At 46.5% G+C, this 19,103-nt stretch carries 14 protein-coding genes; 8 read left to right on the forward strand and 6 right to left on the reverse strand.

Going from position 1 to position 19,103, the window contains the following annotated elements:
• Positions 1 to 3 precede the first annotated feature (3 nt).
• Positions 4 to 1,299 carry an aromatic ring-hydroxylating dioxygenase subunit alpha gene (locus tag JHD45_RS10945; protein ID WP_233407765.1) on the forward strand — a complete coding sequence of 432 codons (1,296 nt, stop codon included), beginning with the start codon at positions 4 to 6 and terminating at the stop codon, positions 1,297 to 1,299.
• On the forward strand, positions 1,292 to 1,771 hold the full coding sequence (locus tag JHD45_RS10950) for an aromatic-ring-hydroxylating dioxygenase subunit beta (RefSeq protein ID WP_199476560.1): 480 nt from the start codon (positions 1,292 to 1,294) through the stop codon (positions 1,769 to 1,771). Before JHD45_RS10945 ends, JHD45_RS10950 begins: the two co-directional genes overlap by 8 nt.
• A 164-nt stretch (positions 1,772 to 1,935) precedes the next feature.
• Here JHD45_RS10950 and JHD45_RS10955 read toward each other — a convergent pair whose 3' ends face one another.
• Genes JHD45_RS10955 through JHD45_RS10970 form a run of 4 tightly spaced genes read right to left on the reverse strand, consistent with a single transcriptional unit; the run spans position 1,936 to position 10,812 of the window.
• Positions 1,936 to 3,369, reverse strand: coding sequence for an efflux transporter outer membrane subunit (locus tag JHD45_RS10955; protein ID WP_199476561.1), 1,434 nt, complete (start codon positions 3,367 to 3,369; stop codon positions 1,936 to 1,938).
• Complete coding sequence (locus JHD45_RS10960; RefSeq protein WP_199476562.1) at positions 3,366 to 6,509, reverse strand: efflux RND transporter permease subunit; 3,144 nt, start codon at positions 6,507 to 6,509, stop codon at positions 3,366 to 3,368. Before JHD45_RS10960 ends, JHD45_RS10955 begins: the two co-directional genes overlap by 4 nt.
• Positions 6,506 to 9,604 carry an efflux RND transporter permease subunit gene (locus JHD45_RS10965; RefSeq protein ID WP_199476563.1) on the reverse strand — a complete coding sequence of 1,033 codons (3,099 nt, stop codon included), beginning with the start codon at positions 9,602 to 9,604 and terminating at the stop codon, positions 6,506 to 6,508. The genes JHD45_RS10960 and JHD45_RS10965 overlap by 4 nt, the downstream gene beginning before the upstream one ends.
• Positions 9,601 to 10,812: an MdtA/MuxA family multidrug efflux RND transporter periplasmic adaptor subunit gene (locus JHD45_RS10970; RefSeq protein WP_199476564.1), complete on the reverse strand. Its 1,212-nt coding sequence runs from the start codon at positions 10,810 to 10,812 to the stop codon at positions 9,601 to 9,603. The genes JHD45_RS10965 and JHD45_RS10970 overlap by 4 nt, the downstream gene beginning before the upstream one ends.
• A gap of 396 nt (positions 10,813 to 11,208) precedes the next feature.
• On the opposite strand from JHD45_RS10970, the gene JHD45_RS10975 reads away from it, so the two are divergent.
• The 4 genes from JHD45_RS10975 to JHD45_RS10990 all read left to right on the forward strand — a co-directional run bounded on the left by JHD45_RS10975 (position 11,209) and on the right by JHD45_RS10990 (position 15,085).
• Positions 11,209 to 12,072 (forward strand): metal ABC transporter solute-binding protein, Zn/Mn family, encoded by an 864-nt coding sequence (locus tag JHD45_RS10975; protein WP_199476565.1) that lies wholly within the window; start codon positions 11,209 to 11,211, stop codon positions 12,070 to 12,072.
• On the forward strand, positions 12,073 to 12,840 hold the full coding sequence (locus JHD45_RS10980) for an ATP-binding cassette domain-containing protein (protein ID WP_199476566.1): 768 nt from the start codon (positions 12,073 to 12,075) through the stop codon (positions 12,838 to 12,840). It abuts the gene before it with no gap.
• Positions 12,833 to 13,627, forward strand: a complete 795-nt coding sequence (locus tag JHD45_RS10985; protein WP_199476567.1) for a metal ABC transporter permease — start codon at positions 12,833 to 12,835, stop codon at positions 13,625 to 13,627. Before JHD45_RS10980 ends, JHD45_RS10985 begins: the two co-directional genes overlap by 8 nt.
• Positions 13,628 to 13,858: 231 nt before the next feature.
• Positions 13,859 to 15,085 (forward strand): MFS transporter, encoded by a 1,227-nt coding sequence (locus tag JHD45_RS10990; protein WP_199476568.1) that lies wholly within the window; start codon positions 13,859 to 13,861, stop codon positions 15,083 to 15,085.
• A 27-nt stretch (positions 15,086 to 15,112) separates the two neighbouring features.
• On the opposite strand, the gene JHD45_RS10995 is transcribed toward JHD45_RS10990, so the two are convergent.
• Entirely contained in the window at positions 15,113 to 15,847 is a 735-nt protein-coding gene (locus JHD45_RS10995; protein ID WP_199476569.1) for an SDR family oxidoreductase, read from the reverse strand.
• A gap of 212 nt (positions 15,848 to 16,059) precedes the next feature.
• On the opposite strand from JHD45_RS10995, the gene JHD45_RS11000 reads away from it, so the two are divergent.
• Both JHD45_RS11000 and JHD45_RS11005 read left to right on the forward strand, forming a co-directional pair.
• Complete coding sequence (locus JHD45_RS11000) at positions 16,060 to 16,968, forward strand: AraC family transcriptional regulator (RefSeq protein ID WP_233407766.1); 909 nt, start codon at positions 16,060 to 16,062, stop codon at positions 16,966 to 16,968.
• 75 nt (positions 16,969 to 17,043) lie between these two features.
• Positions 17,044 to 18,078: a virulence RhuM family protein gene (locus tag JHD45_RS11005; RefSeq protein ID WP_199476570.1), complete on the forward strand. Its 1,035-nt coding sequence runs from the start codon at positions 17,044 to 17,046 to the stop codon at positions 18,076 to 18,078.
• 269 nt (positions 18,079 to 18,347) lie between these two features.
• On the opposite strand, the gene JHD45_RS11010 is transcribed toward JHD45_RS11005, so the two are convergent.
• The gene (locus JHD45_RS11010; protein WP_199476571.1) at positions 18,348 to 19,052 is read right to left on the reverse strand and encodes an SDR family NAD(P)-dependent oxidoreductase; all 705 of its coding nucleotides are present in this window, start codon (positions 19,050 to 19,052) and stop codon (positions 18,348 to 18,350) included.
• Positions 19,053 to 19,103: the final 51 nt, after the last annotated feature.

A 19,103-nucleotide genomic window follows, 5' to 3' on the forward strand; every position in this document is an offset into this window, starting at 1 on the left:
ATTATGACTAAACCAGTATTATTCAATGGTGGAGAAGTTCACAGATCCGTTTATCTTGACGAAGAAATCTTTTCTGAAGAGCAGGAAAAAATATTTAGTAAAAGTTGGCTTTATTTATGTCATGCCAGCCAGATCCCTAACTCTGGTGATTATTTTACCACAGAAATTGCTTCTCAGCCCCTTGTGGCAATTCGGCAGAGTAGTGGTGAAGTGAAGGTGTTGTATAATAGATGCCCTCATAAAGGAGTGAAAGTTCTCAGTGAAAAATCAGGAAACTGTGGCCGTTTTTTACGCTGTCCCTATCATGCGTGGACATTCCGAACTTCTGGTGAACTACTGAGTATTCCAGTGAAAAAAGAGTACGAGTCATGCACTTTTGCTAATTGTGAAGCTAACGCAGGAATGAAGCTAGTTGCTTGTGTTCAGAATTATCGGGACTTTATTTTTATACGCTTGAGTGAGTCTGGATTACCATTTGATATTTTCTTTGGTAACTCCCTGTCGACGCTGGACAACATGGTTGAACGATCTCCTTATGGGAAACTTCGTATTGTTGGAAAAGCGTTACGTCATCGACATCGTTGCAATTGGAAAATGGTCATGGACAATCAGACTGATACTTGCCATCCAATGGTTGCCCATGAGTCATCTGCTGGCGAAGCAATAAAACTTTGGTCAGAGACTCAAGAAGGTCAAGCTAAACCTCCTATGGTCGTTGAGTTATTTTCCCCTTTTATGTCGTCTCATGCCTTCTTTGCTGACATGGGAATTCGTATTTGGCCTAATGGACATGGACATACTGGTGTAAGTAACTCAATACACAGCGACTACTCTGAAATTTCAGGGTACTGGGAAAGTATGATTGAAACTTATGGTGAAGCTCGCACTAAGCAAATCCTAGGTGATACTAGGCACAACACCGTATATTTTCCTAATTTGATGGTTAAAGGCCCTATTCAATCATTAAGAGTTATCCGACCTATTTCAGCGAGCGAGACTGTTGTTGAATCATGGATTTTTGAATTGGAAGGTGCGCCTAAGGAAATGTTAGAGCGTACCGTACAGTATAACAATTTAATTAATTCGCCATGTTCTATGGTGGCTCATGATGATGTGGAGATGTATGAACGTGCAATGGAAGGACTAAAAAGTCAAGCAAGTCTGTGGGTTAATATTGCTCGTCTTTATCAGCCAGGGGAAAGTTGGGAGGAAACCAAAGAAACCGTCGGTACTAGTGAAATAGCAATGCGTAACTTCTATTCAATGTGGCAGTCAATGATGGAGGAAGAAAATGCGTAACAATATTATCCATCATTTAGAAGATTTAGTATATTTAGAGTCAAAATTACTTGATGAACAGCGCTATGAGGAATGGTTAGGACTATTAGACGATAGTTTTACCTCTTGGATTCCTCTTACTCATAACCAGGTAGATCCTCTCTACGAACCCTCTTTGTTATATGAAGATCGTTTTATTACTCAGTTACGTATAAAGAGACTGAATAACTCTCGCAGTTTCTCACAACAACCTCGTAGCCGTTCTCAGCATCTCTTACAGCGACCAGAAATTATTATCGAAGAAAATAATAGCGCTGCAAATAGCCTATGCCAGTTAATTTATACCGAAAGTCGGGGTGAGCAAGAATGGAGTTATGCTGCACGTCTAGAACACTCGTTTTTGTTAATAGGGAGTAATTGGAAAATTGTTAGCAAAAAAACGGTACTACTTAGCCTTGGGAAACCTCTAGACAGCTTACAATTGATTATCTGAATACACTATGATGATTACTGAAAATTTCATCTATTAACCTACTTTTTGGCTATCCCAAGAAGAAAAAAAGCTCGCTACCCGAAAGCCAAAGTAACAGTAGGCTAAGTAACCTACCCAATAGGTACAGTCTAACAGACTGCACTATTGGGTTTTAGGGGGCAACCTTATTTTGATGTGTTCTTTTTCGGTGGCGTTGCGGAGGGTAAATCGCTCACATTCCAGCCGCCGCCTAGAGCGACGATCAATTTTACGCTGTTGATGAGTTGGGATTTGATGATATTCAATTCATTCTGTTGTTGGCTCAAGCTGGTGGCTTCTGTCGTTGCGACATTTAAGTAATCGATCATGCCGGAGTTAAATTGATTATAGGTTACCCTCGCTGATTCCTTGGCAGATGCGGTGGCTTGTTTTTGCACGGCCATTTCCTCGTTTAGCCCGTGTATGGCCACCAGATAATCCTCCACTTCTTGGAAGGCACTCAGTACGGTTTGTCGATAATTGGCGACACTGGCGTTATAAGCGGCTTTTGCTTGGCGAACTTTCGCTTTCGTGGCCCCGAAGTCGAAGATATTGCCACTCAGAGAAGGCCCAATCGACCAAACTCTTGAAGGCAATTCGAACAGGTCACTCAAGGTGGAGTTTTCAACCCCTGCGCTGGCTGATAAGGTTAAATCGGGATAATACCCGGCAATGGCAACGCCGACGGCGGCGTTCGCAGCGGCCACATTACGCTCTGCATAGGCAATATCGGGTCGACGTTGTAACAACGCAGAGGGAAGCTCGGTAGGGATCTTGGGCAAATGATAGGTCAACGGCTCAGCAGGCAGTGAAAACGCTGCGGGTGGTTTGCCAATTAATACCGCGATAGCGTGTTCATACTGGGCCCGTTGCCATTTGAGATTAATCATAGAAACCTGAGTGGTGTGTAATTGGGTTTGCGCTTGGGCCAAAGAGGAACGAGAAATGTTCCCTGCTTTGTATTGATTGTTAACGACTTTTAGATATTGGGTATAGTTTTCTATGTTGCGTTGGTAAAGCGCTATTTGCTCGTCCATCACTCGTAATTGAAAATAATCTTGCGCCAAACTGGATTGCGCACTGAGGGTCGCATTGGCGAGTTGAGCGGCACTTGCCATGGCGCTGGCACGATCTTCTTCACGAGTACGGCGTAATTTTCCCCATAGATCCAGTTCCCAGCTGGCACTGCCCTTCGCAGAGAAGCTATTACTGGTTTGGCTTTGTGTACCAGAACGTGTAGCACTCGCTGAGCCGCTGATTGATGGGTACAGATTGGCGCCTGCTTGTTCGGCAACGGCTTTGGCCTTTTCGTATTGAGCCGCATATTCGGCGACGTTTTGGTTGTTTATCTGTACTTGGGCGAGCAGTTTAGACAACACTGGGTCTTGATAGACTTTCCACCAAGCACCTTTGGGCTCTTGGTCTAGTGGTGTTGCCTTTTGCCAACCTTTGGCTTCTTTAAATGGTGGACTTTGTGGGGCGCTTGGTCGTTTATAATCCGGCCCAACCACCGCGCACCCACTGAGTATCGTAGCGAATAGACTGATACACAAATATTGAATGATTCGATTATTCATCATGATCCATTGTTATCATTGGTTATAGAGGGGTCGCTGGCCGACCAATCTTCCTGGCGAATATAACGTGACCAAAACCGCCGAGTCCCTTGGCTAATCTTTTCCATATAGAGATAAACTACAGGGGTGGTATACAGCGTCAGCAATTGGCTGACCACCAAACCACCACAGATCGCAATGCCTAACGGACTGCGTAAATCCGCATCACCACCCTGCCCAACGGCCATTGGTAAGGCACCAAAAAACGCAGCAAACGATGTCATTAAAATCGGTCGAAAACGCTTTAGGCAGGCTTCTCGAATGGCCTGTTCTGATGACAGATTTTGCTTTCGTTGGGCATCCAACGCAAAATCTATCATCATAATGGCGTTCTTTTTCACTATGCCGATCAACAGCAAAATCCCAATCAGGGCGACGATGGTCAGCTGCGTATTGGTGATTTGCATGAGTAGCAAGGCCCCAAGACCTGCCGAGGGTAAGGTTGATAAAATGGTGAGTGGATGAGCAAAGCTTTCATAAAGCATACCAAGGACAAGATACACCGTAATCAGGGCGGCCAAGATTAACCAAGGAATATTGTTGGCAAAATGGATCGAAAATTTAGCATCCCCTGCGTAGTTTGCCACAATGCTGCTTGGCATGGCTAATTTGGCTATTTCCAGTTTAATGGCTTGTTGTGCCTGTTCTAACGTGACCCCATCCGCCGTATTAAACGCGATGGTAACCGTGGCGGACAAATCTTGGTGCGAGACGGATAAAGCCGCGTTTCCGCTTTCCAGCGTGGTAAATGCGCTGATAGGGACAATATTGCCCTTATTTGTCACGATGCTCATGGATTTTAAAACATCACTGTTGCTGGTGTAATCCTTGGTTAACCCCATGACGACATGATATTGGTTTGTATCTTGGTACATCGTGGCAATCTGGCGTTGGCTAAACGCATTATTTAATAGGGTATCCAAATCTTTGACCGAGACACCAAGGCGTTTCGCCGCATCGCGGTTAATAACGATGCGAACTTCTTGGCCACCCTCTTCTAAATCCGAATCGACCCCACTAAGCTCTGGCAAATGACTTAATGCCGTTTGGACTTTGGGTGCCCATTTGCGTAGTAGGTTTAAATCGTCTGATTGGAGACTTAATTGATAGCTGGCATTGGCACTGCGTCCACTAATATGAAGGTCACTCGCGGCGCGTAAAAATAGCCTTCCCCCAGCCATACTTTGGGATTTTTGGTAGAGACGGTTAGCGACTTGCGCGGCGGTTGCCTGTCGTTCATCAAGTGGCTTGAGTCGCACGAAAAAACGGCCTAAATTTTGACCGCCACGGCGTGAACTACTGATGGAGCTCATCACACTGGCAACAGCGGGATCGGAAAGAATCATCTTAGTATATTGGCGTAGCCTGGGTTCCATGGCGTCAAAGGAGGTGTTTTGATCCGCGCGTAAGGCACCGTAGAGAATGCCAGTGTCCTGTTCTGGAAAAAAGCCCTTTTGAATGCTGCCGTACAAGTGGACATTCAATGCAATGGTCGCAATCAGCGTCAACAGGGTGATGCGCTTGTGTCTTAGTACAACATCCAAAGACACTTTGTAACCTTTATTGAGCAGGTCGAAGGCGCTTTCAATCCCAATATAGAGGCGGTTTTTAGGGCGGTTTTGTGCTTGACGACGTAATAAGCGCGAGCACAACATGGGCGTGAGTGTCACGGAGACTAACATTGAGATCAACAGTGACACCGTCAAGGTAACGGCGAACTCTCGTAGTAGCTGACCAATAATATCGCCCATAAAGAGCAATGGATTAAACACCGCCACCAAAGAGACGGTCATCGCCAGCACGGTAAAGCCGACTTCCTTCGCGCCTCGCAACGAGGCTCTGACAGGCCCATAGCCCTCTTCCAAGTGGCGGGATATATTTTCCAGTACCACAATGGCGTCGTCCACGACGAAGCCCGTGGAGACGATGAGAGCCATCAATGAGAAGTTATCTAAACTGTACCCAAGCAAATACATCACTGCAAAGGTACCTAATAAAGAAACGGGTAATGCCATTGCTGGAATAAACAAAGCTCGGCCATTACGTAAAAAGACGAACACCACGGCAATGACTAAAGCCATGGCAATCAATAAGGTGCGTTCTGTTTCATGTAAGGCGGAACGCACCGTAGGAGAACGGTCTAGGGTAATGTGCAATTGCGCATCACCTGGGAGGAGCTTTTTAAATACAGGCAATTGCGCTTTTATGCCATCAATGGTGGACAGCATGTTCTCGCCAGAAGCTAGCGTGACACGAATATTAACGGAGGGCTGATTATTGTAGTAGGCGACGTTGTACTGGTTTTCCACCCCTTCTTTGACCTCAGCAACATCGGATAAATGGATGGCGGCCCCATTTTGATAGTGAATAACGATGTTTTTAAACGCTTTGGCGTGCAGTAATTGATCATTGCTGTTGACCATCAGGGTGTTTTTATCGCCTTGAATCACCCCTTTGGGTCCATGATTGGTGGCGGCCACAATGGCTTTACGGACGGTATCCAAGGAAATGCCGTAATGGGTCAAGGCTTGAGGATGAAGGTTGATGCGTACCGCTGGTGAGGAGCTGCCTGATAGCGTCACGTCCCCCACCCCATTGACTTGTGCGATCCGTGGCTCTAACTGATTGCTGGCAAAATCATACAAAACACTGGCGGGAATCGACTTTGAGGTCAGTGACATCATTAAAATAGGCGCCGCCGCTGGATTGATTTTACGGTAGGTTGGCAAGGAGGTCATGGCACTGGGCAATAAGCTTTGCGAGGCATTGATGGCCGCTTGGACATCCCTTGCGGCACCATTAATATCACGCTTACCGTCAAACACAAGCACGATGGAGGTAGAGCCTAACGTACTGGATGAGGTCATTTCATTGACCCCTGAAATTTGCCCTAATGCTCGCTCCAGTGGCGTGGCGACGGTGGCGGCCATAGTTTCTGGGCTGGCACCGGACACATTCGCACTGACTACAATGACCGGAATCGACATGGCGGGCAGGCTGGAGACTGGCAACCATTGAAACCCTAAAACGCCCAATAACATCAATGCCATGGTGATTAACCATGTTGCGACCGGACGAAAAATAAATGTCTTTGATAGGTTCATCGTTGCGCTCGTTGTCGACGACGTTTTAAGAGCCGATCAAAGAACAGGTAGATGACGGGGGTGGAAAATAAAGTCAGCAATTGACTTAAAATCAGTCCTCCAACGATAACCAACCCCATTGGTTGGCGTAGCTCTGCACCAGAGCCCTGGGCTAACATCAATGGTAAGGCACCAAATAAGGCGGCCATGGTGGTCATTAAAATGGGACGAAAGCGTAACAAACAGGCTTGATGAATGGCATCACGAGGGCTCAGATGCTGTGTTTTTTCTGCTTCCAAGGCAAAATCGATCATCATAATGGCGTTCTTCTTCACAATACCGATCAGCAAGATGACGCCGATTAAGGCAATCAAACTGAATTCCGTGCCATTCATTAATAAAGCCAAAAAGGCACCGACGGCGGCGGTTGGTAGTGTGGATAGAATGGTTATCGGATGGATAAAACTCTCATAAAGAATGCCCAATACCACATACATGGTCAGCAAAGCCGCGAGAATCAGCCATAAGGTGTTTTTCGTCGAGTGACTAAAAGCCGCAGCGGAACCTTGGTATTTTAAGGTGATGCTGGCGGGCATGTTTATCTTACTAATGGTGTTGCTAATGGCTTGTTGTGCTTGTTCTATGGAATAACCGTCGACCACATCAAACGACAGTGTCACCGCCGGAATCTGATCAAGTCGGGCTTTCATTAATGAGCCTGTTCTTTGGCTGATCGTGGCCACGTCGGTTAAACGCACCATGGGGGTAACCCCTGAGCCGGTGGTAGATTTACCGGCCAGATAAATATCATTTAAGGTCGAGACGGCTTGATCTTTATTGGCCGGTACCTCCAAGACAACACGGTATTGGTTGGATTGGGTAAAGATCGTTGAGATCAAACGCTGTCCAAACGCGTTATATAAGGCCGTGTCTACATCGGCGACGGTGATGCCATAGCGTGCTGCCACATCACGATGAATCGTGACGTAGCTCACGAGACCTTGATCTTGTAAGTTACTGACAACTTTGGTTAAAGCGGGCTGCTCTTTTAGGGCATTGACCAATTTTGGTGTCCAAATGGCCAGTTGTCGGCTGTCTGTATCGTCCAATGTCATTTGATATTGGCTGGGGGTGACCTGATCGTCCACCGTCAAATCTTGTTGTGATTGCAAATACAGCTCTATACCTGGTACATCAGCGACTTCTTGATTCAGTCGTTTAATAATGGCTGGGGCGCGGTCACTACGCTCATCAAAGGGTTTTAAGTTAATCTGTAACCTTCCTTGGTTTAAGGTTTCATTCTGTCCATCTACACCAATACTGGAGGTAATGCTTTGTACATCAGGGTCTTTTAACAGCTGCTTGATGACCCTCTCTTGTCTCTTACCCATTTCCGTAAAAGAGACACTGTCCGAGGCGATGGTAATGCCACGTATCGTGCCAGTGTCCTGATCGGGGAAAAAGCCCTTAGGGAGGGCAATGTAGAGTCCTATGGTGAGCAGCAAGATACCGACGATTGCCAATAAAGCCGTTGTTTGATGATTCAATACCTTGGTTAAGTAGCCATTGTAAATGGAGACAACCTGATCGAAGACTTGCCCTCCCTTTTTATAGAAGCGGCTTTGCTTCTCTTCTGGTATGCGGCGTAGCAAATAAGCACACAGCATGGGGGTTAAGGTCAAAGAAATGATCATCGAGACCAAGATCGAGACTGACAAGGTGATGGCAAACTCACGGAACAGTCGACCGACCACATCGCTCATAAAAAGCAGCGGAATCAGTACGGCGATCAGCGAAAAGGTCAGCGAAATAATCGTAAAGGCGATTTGCTTTGAGCCTTTGAGCGCGGCTTGAAAGGGGGATTCACCTTCTTCTAGGTGCCGTGAAATGTTCTCCACCACCACAATAGCATCATCAATAACAAAGCCTGTTGCGATGGTCAGGGCCATCAAGCTTAAATTGTTAATGCTAAAGCCTGCTAAATACATGACGCCAAAGGTGCCAATTAGTGACAATGGTACCGCAATACTGGGAATTAATGTGGCCGCGAGATTGCGCAAGAATAAAAATGTCACCATCACCACCAAAGCAATGGACAGCATTAACTCAAATGTAACGTCATGGATCGATGAGCGAATGGTTTGTGTGCGATCAGACAAAATCGATAGTTTAATGCTGCCGGGTAGCAATGCTTGCAGTGCTGGTAAGCGGCGTTTAATACTATCCACCACCTCAATGACGTTAGCTCCAGGCTGACGTTGCACTTGGATGATGATGGCGGGCTTACCATTTGCTGTGGCCGATATATATTGGTTTTCGCTGCCGGAAATAACTTTGGCAACGTCTTTTAAGCGCAAGGGCGCGCCATTTTCGTATTTTAAAATGAGGTTAGCGTATTCATTGGCATTTCGTAATTGGTCATTAGCATCAATGCTGATGGAGTGGTATTTACCATTAAAGCCTCCTTTTGAGCCATTCACATTGCTGGCGTTAATCAGTGTATAGATATCTTCCAGTGTGAGCTGGTGGGCGGCTAAAGCTTTAGAATTGGCCTGAATACGAATCGCTGCTTGGTGGCCTCCAGCCAAGGTAACCAATCCAACCCCAGAGACTTGTGACAACTTAAGGGCCACTCGGGAGTTAATCCAATCCTGTACCTTGGTTAACGGTAGAGTGTCGGAAGTGGCAGCAATCGTTAGTACGGAACCGTCTGCCGGGTTCACTTTCTTGTAAGTGGGTGGATAGGGTAAATCTTTGGGCAAGAGACTGTTAGCCGAGTTAATGGCCGCTTGGACTTCCTGTTCGGCGATATCCAAGGACAACGACAGGTTGAACTTCAGGGTGATCACCGAGGCCCCGCCTGAGCTGGTGGAATACATCTGGCTGAGACCGGACATTTCCCCCAGTTGGCGCTCTAAAGGTGCCGTCACGGCAATCGCCATGACCTCTGGACTGGCACCTGGGTACAAGGTTTTGACTTGAATAGTGGGATAGTCTACTTCTGGCAATGCTGAAACAGGCAATAAGGTATAGGCGAACAAGCCCGACAATAATACCCCAACCATCAATAAGATGGTGGCAACCGGTCGCTCAATAAAGAGACGAGATGGGTTCATTGAACATCCTTGCTTGATGCGATAATTTTCACTGTGCTGCCATCGCTTAAATTATCGATGCCCGTGGTGACTAATTTATCACCTGCTTGGACGCCGGATAAAATGACTACCCAATCGACACCATCTACGGGGCCTGCCTCTACCATGTGCTTTTTCACCTTATTATCAGGTCCAATGACAAAAACAAAGTCACCATTGTCATTAAGCTGCAACGCCGCCTTAGGTATAACGATGGCGTGTTTTAGCTCCTTAACCTGTAAGCGAACATTCACAAACTGATTAGGATAAAGGGCTTCATTGTCATTGCTGAAAAGCGCTTTTAATTTGATTGTCCCTGTATCGCTATCAATGCTGTTGCTGATGTTGGTCAGCTTGCCCGTTGCCAGCGTCTTGGCACCTGTTTGATCAAACAAAGTAACGGGAAACTCTTGGTGACGACGTAACCCTTGCAACACTTCCTGCAGATGCTGTTGAGGAATACTGAAGGTCGCGGTGATCGGATTGGTTTGCGTGATGGTGGTGATGGCCGTGGAATCACTGCTGATCAAGTTTCCTTGATCCACTTCTAACAGACCAATATAGCCGCTAATAGGCGCTTTGATTTTTGCGTATGCAATATTCAGTTTTGCCGATATTATTTGCGCTTTAGCGGTGGCGACAATGCCTTCATATTGACCAACCGTGGCCATTTGTTCTTGTACATCTTGTACCGAAATAGAATTTTCTTTAGCGAGTTTTTGATAACGTGCCAAGGTGGTTTTTGCGTTGTGTAGCAGGGCTTCGTTCTGTGCCAAGGCGCCTTCGTTTTGTGCTAAGGTCGCCTGATAACTGCGATCATCAATTTGTGCAATGAGTTCGCCTTGTTTAACGTACTGGCCTTCTTGAAAGTACACCTTCTTTAATTCACCAGTGACTCGACTGGTGACCGTTACTGACGCATTGGCTTTTACAGTACCTAATGCATTCAAATACACGGCAACATCCGCCTGTTTTGCCACGCCTGCGTAAACGGGTGTGGTTCTATTACCACCAAAATGGTGGCCTGCTTTGCCCGCCTTTTTCCCTGAGCCTCCCTCATGGGAGTCTGATTGAGATGTTTTTTTATCCGGCGTTTGCAGATAGTGCCAGCCATACCAACCTCCTGCCACCACGATAGCAATCAGGAGCGTTAACAAGAGTCGAAATTTGATGCTAGAACGAGTCGTCATTTTCTATTAAACAGCCATGTTAGAGTGATGATTCTTAACTATAAGGTAGGTTAGATTACTGAGCTGGGTCTCGTTCTTATCGTGACAATCCCAATTATCTTTAAGAAAGCAGTGTATGGATTATATAAATATCGACAATATTTTTTACCTTTATTTACATAAGAATGAGCAGTATATCGATGGAACCTTCATGTAATGGAGGGCAAATATGAAGGGTCATACGAATGAGGCTCTGAGTCTTTGTCGTGTTGCTCTTCAGTAACTGTTTGTTGCTATTTAGTAACACCATGTGACTCTTTAGTAACTAAAACAGTTTTCTGAATTCAAATATTATGTTATAACCTAACAACTATTTGACACATCACATCAGATTTTTAAAATTGTTAGGAGAAATTCATGTCACTAAGCCGTCTGGTATCAGGAGTGTTTGCGCTAAGCGTTTGCTTAGTCAGTAGTTATGCGCTTGCTGCCCCTATTCATATCGTTGCTGCAGAGAACTTTTATGCGGATGTCGCTAAGCAAGTTGGCGGCGATCATGTAGAAGTATCGAGTATTCTGTCCAATCCGGATGATAATCCGCACCTTTTCGAAGTCAGCCCGAAAGTCGCTCGTTCTATTTCCAACGCGAAGATCGCAATTTACAGTGGCATTGGCTACGATGACTGGATGGCTAAACTGCTGGCTGGCCATGACAATTTAGTCAAAATCGATGTGGCCAGTATGACGGGCCATCAAGATGGGGATAACCCACATATCTGGTATGATCCACACACTATGTTGTTGCTGGCTTTAGCGATTAAACAGGAGCTCAGCCAACTGGATCCTGCTCACAAAGCCGCCTATCAGCATAACTGGCAAGCGTTTGTTAAATCTATACACCCTATCTGGCAGCGTATTGATACCTTGCGTCAGAAATACGCGGGAACAGAAGTGACAGCGACTGAGCCAGTATTTGGCTACATGTTCGCAGAACTGGGTTTTAAAGTGCGTAACCTCGGATTCCAAATGGCCGTCATGAACGATACTGATCCATCGGCGAGTCAAATAAAAGCTCTGCACAACGATCTGACTGAGCACAAAGTGGCTTTCTTACTTTATAATGACCAAGTGACTGACCCCATGACAGATCAGTTAAAGGCGCTTGCGGAAAAACATAAAGTTGCTATCGTTGGGGCCACTGAAACAATGCCTAAAGGCACTCACTATCAAAACTGGATTAATCAAGAGTTGACTGGGGTGCAAAACGTACTTGAGAAATAAATGACAAAATTGATTATTTCTGCAACGGACCTAAGCGTCAGCTTAGGTCCTCGCTTGCTGTTTGAATGTGATGAGCTTGCCATAGAACAAGGTGCTTTTGTCGGCTTACTGGGCGGTAATGGCGTGGGTAAGACGACTTTTTTACGAACCCTGCTAGGGTTGCAAAAAGCACAGTACACCACTTTGAATATTATGGATGCTCCCTGTAAACGAGGCTCCTCGTCCATTAGTTATCTACCTCAGCTCAAAGCCCATAGTAGCCGACTTGCGTTATGTGCGCAGTCCCTGTTTGAAACCTGGCGACCACGGAACATAAGCGCTAAAGAATGGCAACGCCGCATCGACAATGCCATTGTCCAAGTCAACGCGCAAAAGATTGCTTCGCAACCTATGGACACCCTATCAGGTGGTGAATATCAGCGTTTAATGCTGGCACAAGCCCTACTGAATGAGCCAAAGTTGTTATTACTGGATGAGCCACTGGTGGGGCTTGACCCGAGTCGACAATACCAATTGGTGGAACTGATTCTCCACTTACAGCAACATCTAGGTATGACCATCGTTTGTTCTACCCATGAATTGAACCCCTTTATTAATCATTTTACTGAGGTTTTGTTGATTCATGAGCAGAAATTACGACAGGGAAAAGCCACAGAACTCCTTACCAGCCAAACTCTAAGTGAGCTGTACCATTGTCACCTTGATGTGGTAATGCACCATGGTCGTCAACATTTAATTGCCCATCCGGATTCTGATTTATATGTTTGAATATTCATTCATGCAAAACGCTTGGTTAGCCACCATTGTTATTTCTTTGTTGGCTGGGCCTATCGGCTATTTTTTAGTATTACGAGGTCAAAGTTTTGCGGGTCACGCCTTGGCGCACCTTGGTTTCACCGGTGCTAGCGCGTCTATTTTCTTGGGTGTCACCCCTTTTTCAGGCGCGCTGATTGCCACGGTGATGGGAGGGGTTGCCATTGGTTATCTGGGCAATCGATTAGAACACCGTGATGTTGTCATTGGTATCGTCCTGACGATGGCATTGGGGATTGGTTTATTGGCCTTGCATTTTTATACGCAATTCGCGACCCAAGCCAATAGCCTGCTATTTGGTAATATATTGGCCGTTAGCCATAGCATGGTGATTCGCTTGGCAATCCTCAGTGCGCTATGTGGAGGAGCCTTTTTGCTGTTAGCGCGTCCCTTGTTGCTGACCACCTTACAGCCTGATATCGCCGAAAGCCGAGGTTACTCTGTTGGTCGTTACAGCATTGTATTCTTTATTATCTGTGCTTTGGTAACGGCCGCCTGTAGCCAAATTGTTGGGGCATTGTTGGTATTTACCCTCATGATCGCCCCAGGGGCCGCCGCATTGCAGTTAAGCAGTCATCTAAAGCGAGGCTTAATTCTGAGCGCCATATTGGCGTTAGTGTACGGGCTAGGTGGTATTACCATTTCTTATTATAGTGATTGGCCTGTGAGCTTTACGATTACTTCCTTGAGCTGCTTGGGTTACGCATTAGCTCGACTGTACCGCTCGAAAAAACACCAGTAACGGCTGCGTTTTTTTGTGTGCTAAAACACAGTTTCGCTTGATCCTTTCACTGTCTATTTTGTATATTGATTGACCAGAGGCCGTTATTCCAACATCGTGTAGCGGCCTTTGACAGATAACCCCATCAAACAGCAAACCGTGCGGATCTGGCGCAGGATATCCCCTTTGGGTTGTCAAGACCTTTCCCCGCATCAGTGACACTGGCATTAGTCAGGATGTAATTGACCTTTTATGAAATCGCCTTTTACCGGTATGTTCCGGTCTCTTCGCAATGTAAATTATCGGATTTGGTTCATTGGCGCTCTTATCTCCAACAGTGGTACTTGGATACAGCGAACGGCACAAGACTGGCTGGTATTAACGGAGCTGACAAAACACGATGCATCGGCCCTTGGTTGGGTCATGGCCTGCCAGTACGGACCTCAGATTTTGCTGTTACCTTGGACAGGCTCAGCTGCTGACTATTTTAATAAACGTAAGTTATTGATGGTAACGCAGTTAACCATGGGCGCCTTATCCCTGCTGCTGGGCGTGCTGACGTTAACGGGGATGATCACACTGTGGCAAGTGTATATTTTTGCGGTTTTATTTGGTTCTGCGGCGGCATTCGATGCGCCTGCACGGCATTCTTTTGTTGGGGACGTGGTCAATGAAGAGGATCTTCACAACGCCGTAGCGCTTAACTCTACCTCCTTTAACTCAGCACGTATGATTGGCCCCGCCATTTCTGGTTTGATTATCGCCGCCACCAATACTGGCTGGGCGTTTGTGATCAACGGTGTGTCCTTCTTTGCGGTATTAGTGTCATTGTTCTTTTTACGGGTGAGCGAACTGAATTCTGGGACGGATGATAAACGAGTAAAAGGTACCTTTAGCGAAGGATTACGCTATATGTGGCAGCGTCCAGACCTGAAAGCCATTCTCCTAATGTTGTTATTAGTGGCGACATTTGGGCTCAATTTTCCGATCTTTATTTCCACCATGGCGGTGAGCGAGTTTCATTCCAGTGCACAAGGCTATGGACTGCTGATGTCCTTTATGGCGATTGGTACCGTATCGGGGGCCTTGCTTAGCGCACGCCGAGAAAAACCTCGTTTTACCCTGTTATTAAGCAGTGCCTTCGCCTTTGGCATTAGCTGCTTTCTTGCGTCACTGGCATCGAACTACTGGTTTTTTGCCGCCGCGTTAGTCGTTACGGGTATTTCCGCCCTCACCTTCACCAACTCTGTGACGAGCTTAATACAACTGAGTACAGAGCGCCGTATGCGGGGGCGAATGATGGCTTTACGAGTCAGTATTGCCCTTGGCAGCTCCGTAGTCGGTGGCCCTCTTGTGGGATCTGTAGCCCATATTTTTGGCCCGCGCTGGGCCCTAGGCATAGGTGCTGCCTCAGGTTTTGCGGCGGCTTTCGTAGCCCTTTATGTCTTGTATCGGGAAAAACGGCGTCAGACGATGTGATGGGTTTTACTCTTTTAGCCCTCGACACTAGCCCTCAAAACTTCCACCGTATTCTTTCGGAACAAGATCCGTCTCTTCTTCGCCAGTGCGGATAAGGTTGACCATCATTTGCGCGGCCAATGATGGTGGTTGAGCGATGGATGCGGCTCCTGCTTCTTGTTCTTTTGAGGTGTTTAGGCCGGATTTCACCGCACCATAGAACTCGGTCGCTGTCATGAAGGGGTGTAGCAAAGATACGCTGATGTCTGCATCCGCTAGCTCAAGCCGTGCCACTTTTGAGATCATGTTGAGTGCTGACTTTGAGCTCGTATAAGCGGCTGAACCTGGGTAAGTCGCTAGGGTCGCACCCGAGCTAACATTGATGATGCATCCGGCTCCTTGTTTGCGCATAAGGGGGATCACCGCTTGCATCATAATCAGTGGCGCAACTGTATTTATATTTAGCAGTTCTCGAAAATCTTCAATGCCGATGTCTTCAATCGCGGCATATAGCCCCTGCCCCGCATTGTTGATCAAAACATCGATTCGACCGTATTTCTCTTGCGCGATTTGGACTGCCTTTTGAACCTCGACTGGATTGGTGACGTCGCAGGGTAAAGCCAGAACATCATCCTCCAGCTCTCTCGCTAAATCGTCGAGCCGATCTTGGCGCCTCGCTAATAACACAGCACGAGCACCAGCTTGCACGACCGCACGGGCTGTTGCTTCACCAATACCGGATGAAGCTCCTGTAATGAGGACGACTGAATTTTTAATGTCCATAGCGTATTTCCTTTCTGAAAAGACGTGAAGTTGTGAAAATAAACAAAAATGTACTCTAGAGAGTCCATTAACGTGTCCATTGAAGAGTCCAACTGGACCGTCACTATTTATAACAAGGTGCCTACACTATCGCGTGTCTATTTCAGTCTATAAAATGCACATTTCTGCTTAATACGTTGATACTCAATACAAGCTATGCTAGAAAGAATGATATGAATAACCCCCTTGAAAAACTAAAATCGCTTGTCGAGAAACGTGCGAAATCCGTTCTTACCCAAACACAGATACCTCGTTTGGATATTCTCAGGGTTTGCCAACCGACCGAGCTTTTTCCTGAGATCTATCAACCCCTGATTAGCCTGATCCTGCAAGGGAGCAAAAGGATTGTCATCGGCGATCAAGTCGTCAACTATCGTGCGGGACAAAGCTTTATTACCTCCGTTGAGCTACCCGTGATTGGCGAAGTCGTAGAATCGAGTCCGACTTCTCCCTATCTGGCTTTACGCCTATCTCTCGACCGAGCTTTAGTCACAGAGATTTTGTGTAATATGGATAGCCCTTCGAGCCTGTCTGAGACGAGAGGTTTCTGCATTGACCAAGTGAGTGAGGATCTTGCTGATGCATGGTTCAGGATGGTTCGCCTTAGCGATCACCCGGATGATATCGCCTTAATCGCACCTCTAATCGAATGTGAGATTCTTTATCGAATGCTGCGCGGCCCACAAGGTGCGGTGCTCAGACAAATAGCCGGTATCGATGATCGTTTTTACCAAATCAGGAATGCTATTACATGGATTCGCAAACACTACGCGACGGCATTCCGAGTGGAGGAGCTTGCGGCGACAGTGAATATGAGTCCTTCCGCTTTTCATCGACGTTTCAAGGCGACGGTTGGCTTGTCACCTCTTCAGTATCAAAAGCAGATTAGATTATATGAAGCTCGCAGAATGCTCTTCACTGAACTTGGAGGTGTCGCCGCTGTCGCTTTATCGGTTGGTTATGAGAGCCTGTCACAATTCAGTCGTGAATACTCTCGGTTGTTTGGCGCGCCCCCTGCTCGCGACATCAGAACGCTTCGCCAAGATGCTCGAGGGGGACTACCTAAAGAATTCTATGGTTGAGAGATTACTTGCCATTTTTTTGTCATGATGAAGCTGCGAAGTAGCGACTTCCAATAACGCAGAGAGGTTGATTGAATGACTGATAACATCCCCCTTGCTCCTCAAGGCGAGTTTGTTCTTTTTACCAGTGCGGACGGTCAAGCCCGCGTTGAGTGTCGTTTTGAGTCCGATACCTTGTGGCTTTCTCAAGCGGTAATGGCTGAACTCTATGATAAAGATGTTCGCACGATTAATGAGCATCTAGTCAACATATATAATGAAGGTGAGCTTGTACAAAACGCAACCATCCGGAAATTCCGGATAGTTCGATTAGAAGGAACCCGCCAAGTTTCTCGTGAAATAGACCACTATAATATCGATGCAATTCTGGCGGTTGGCTACAGGGTTCGTTCGCAACGTGGTACACAGTTTCGCCAATGGGCGACACAAGTCCTGAAAGAGTATCTTATCAAGGGCTTTGCCATGGATGACGAGCGTCTAAAAAACCCGCCTGTTGGCTACTCTGCAGTTCCAGATTACTTTGACGAAATGCTGGAACGTATCCGCGATATTCGAGCCAGTGAGCGGCGTGTTTATCTGCGGGTGAAAGAAATCTTTACCATGGCTGCTGATTACGAGCCATCTAATCAAGAGACTACTCGCTTCTTCCAAATTATTCAGAACAAACTGCATTACGCCTGTACGCATATGACGGCCGCTGAACTTATTGCCAGTCGTGTGGATGCCAGTAAACCGGACATGGGCCTGACCAGCTATAAAGGCGATGAGGTCCGCAAGACTGACGTCACCATAGCAAAGAACTATTTGCATGAAGATGAAATTAAAGAGCTCAATCGCATTGTCAATATGTGGCTCGATTATGCCGAAGATCAAGCGCTGCGCCGTAAGCAAGTATTCTTGCAAGACTGGGCCGATAAGCTGGACCAGTTTTTAAGTTTTAATGATCGGGACATTTTAAGTGGTGCTGGAAAAATCTCCAAAAAGGACGCAGATGAGAAGGCAAAATTGGCGTTTGATAATTTCGAAGAGCAGCGTCGTCGTTTGAAAGAAGTCGAAGGTGAAAAAACTAATATTGCCGCGCTTAAAACGATGGTGAAAAAAGACAAATAGCTGTCATATCAAGGTATGCGCTCCAAAATGCTTTTCTGGATCATATATGTCGTAAGAATCGACAAAACCCTTAAAATCACTCCCAGTTCAGAAAGGCTCAAAAACATGTCCTAGTAAGTCGTTGCTGGTGGAGGCGCTAGTAGTTCCCCCTGCGCTCTAGAAACGAAGTTGTTCATTACCTGCTTTTATGAAGCGGCTAGCTGGTTAAGTGCTTCGATATGACGACGGCGGGCGATAAACCCGCCTTATTGGGCTAAGTCGTCAAGGCCTTACCAGGGCACACTGTTCCCAAATCTATCTAGATATTTTAGTCCGGGTTTATGGATCTGAGCGAGCAGTACATTGACAATATCCGGCACCGTTTCCTCTAGGGTAAAGGGGGCTTGATCGCCTCCCAGGCCTGTACGGATCCAGCCTGGGGCCATCAGTACTATGGATCTGGCTGTGTTCTGCTCCCGGACGGAAAAGCTTTTCACCAGCATATTAAGGGCGGCTTTACTGGCTCGATAGACTTCCCGCATACCCTTTTGGTTGTTGCTGATACTCCCTTGTCCGGAAGACATAACACCAATCAGGCCATCAGTCAGTAATAGATCCTCAAAGGCTTCAAGAACCCGCATGGGACCTAGGACATTGGTCAACATTACTTGGTTAAATTCTTCTGTGCTGACTTTGCCGATAGCAATCATCTGATCCTTAGTGGTCGTGCCCGCATTGCAATACAGCATGTCTAGCCTTTGCCCAGCAAGGCGTTCATGCAGAGTATGGATTTGTTCCTGGGAGGTAATATCCAAAGTTTCGATCCTAACTTGGTCCGGATATCGTTTGGCTAGGTCATGCAATAAGCTAGGCTTGTTGTTGTCTCGTACTGTACCTATTACGTTCCAATTTTTGGATACAAACTCTTCGGCCATGGCATAACCTAAGCCCCGGGAAGCACCGATAATCAAAAGGGTTTTTGCTTGAGTTTTCATAGTGATTTTCCTTTATTTGGCAGAAAGAATCACTATAGGAGGCGATGGATC

The sequence above is a fragment of the Marinomonas spartinae genome (genome assembly GCF_016461715.1).
Classification (GTDB): domain Bacteria; phylum Pseudomonadota; class Gammaproteobacteria; order Pseudomonadales; family Marinomonadaceae; genus Marinomonas; species Marinomonas spartinae_A.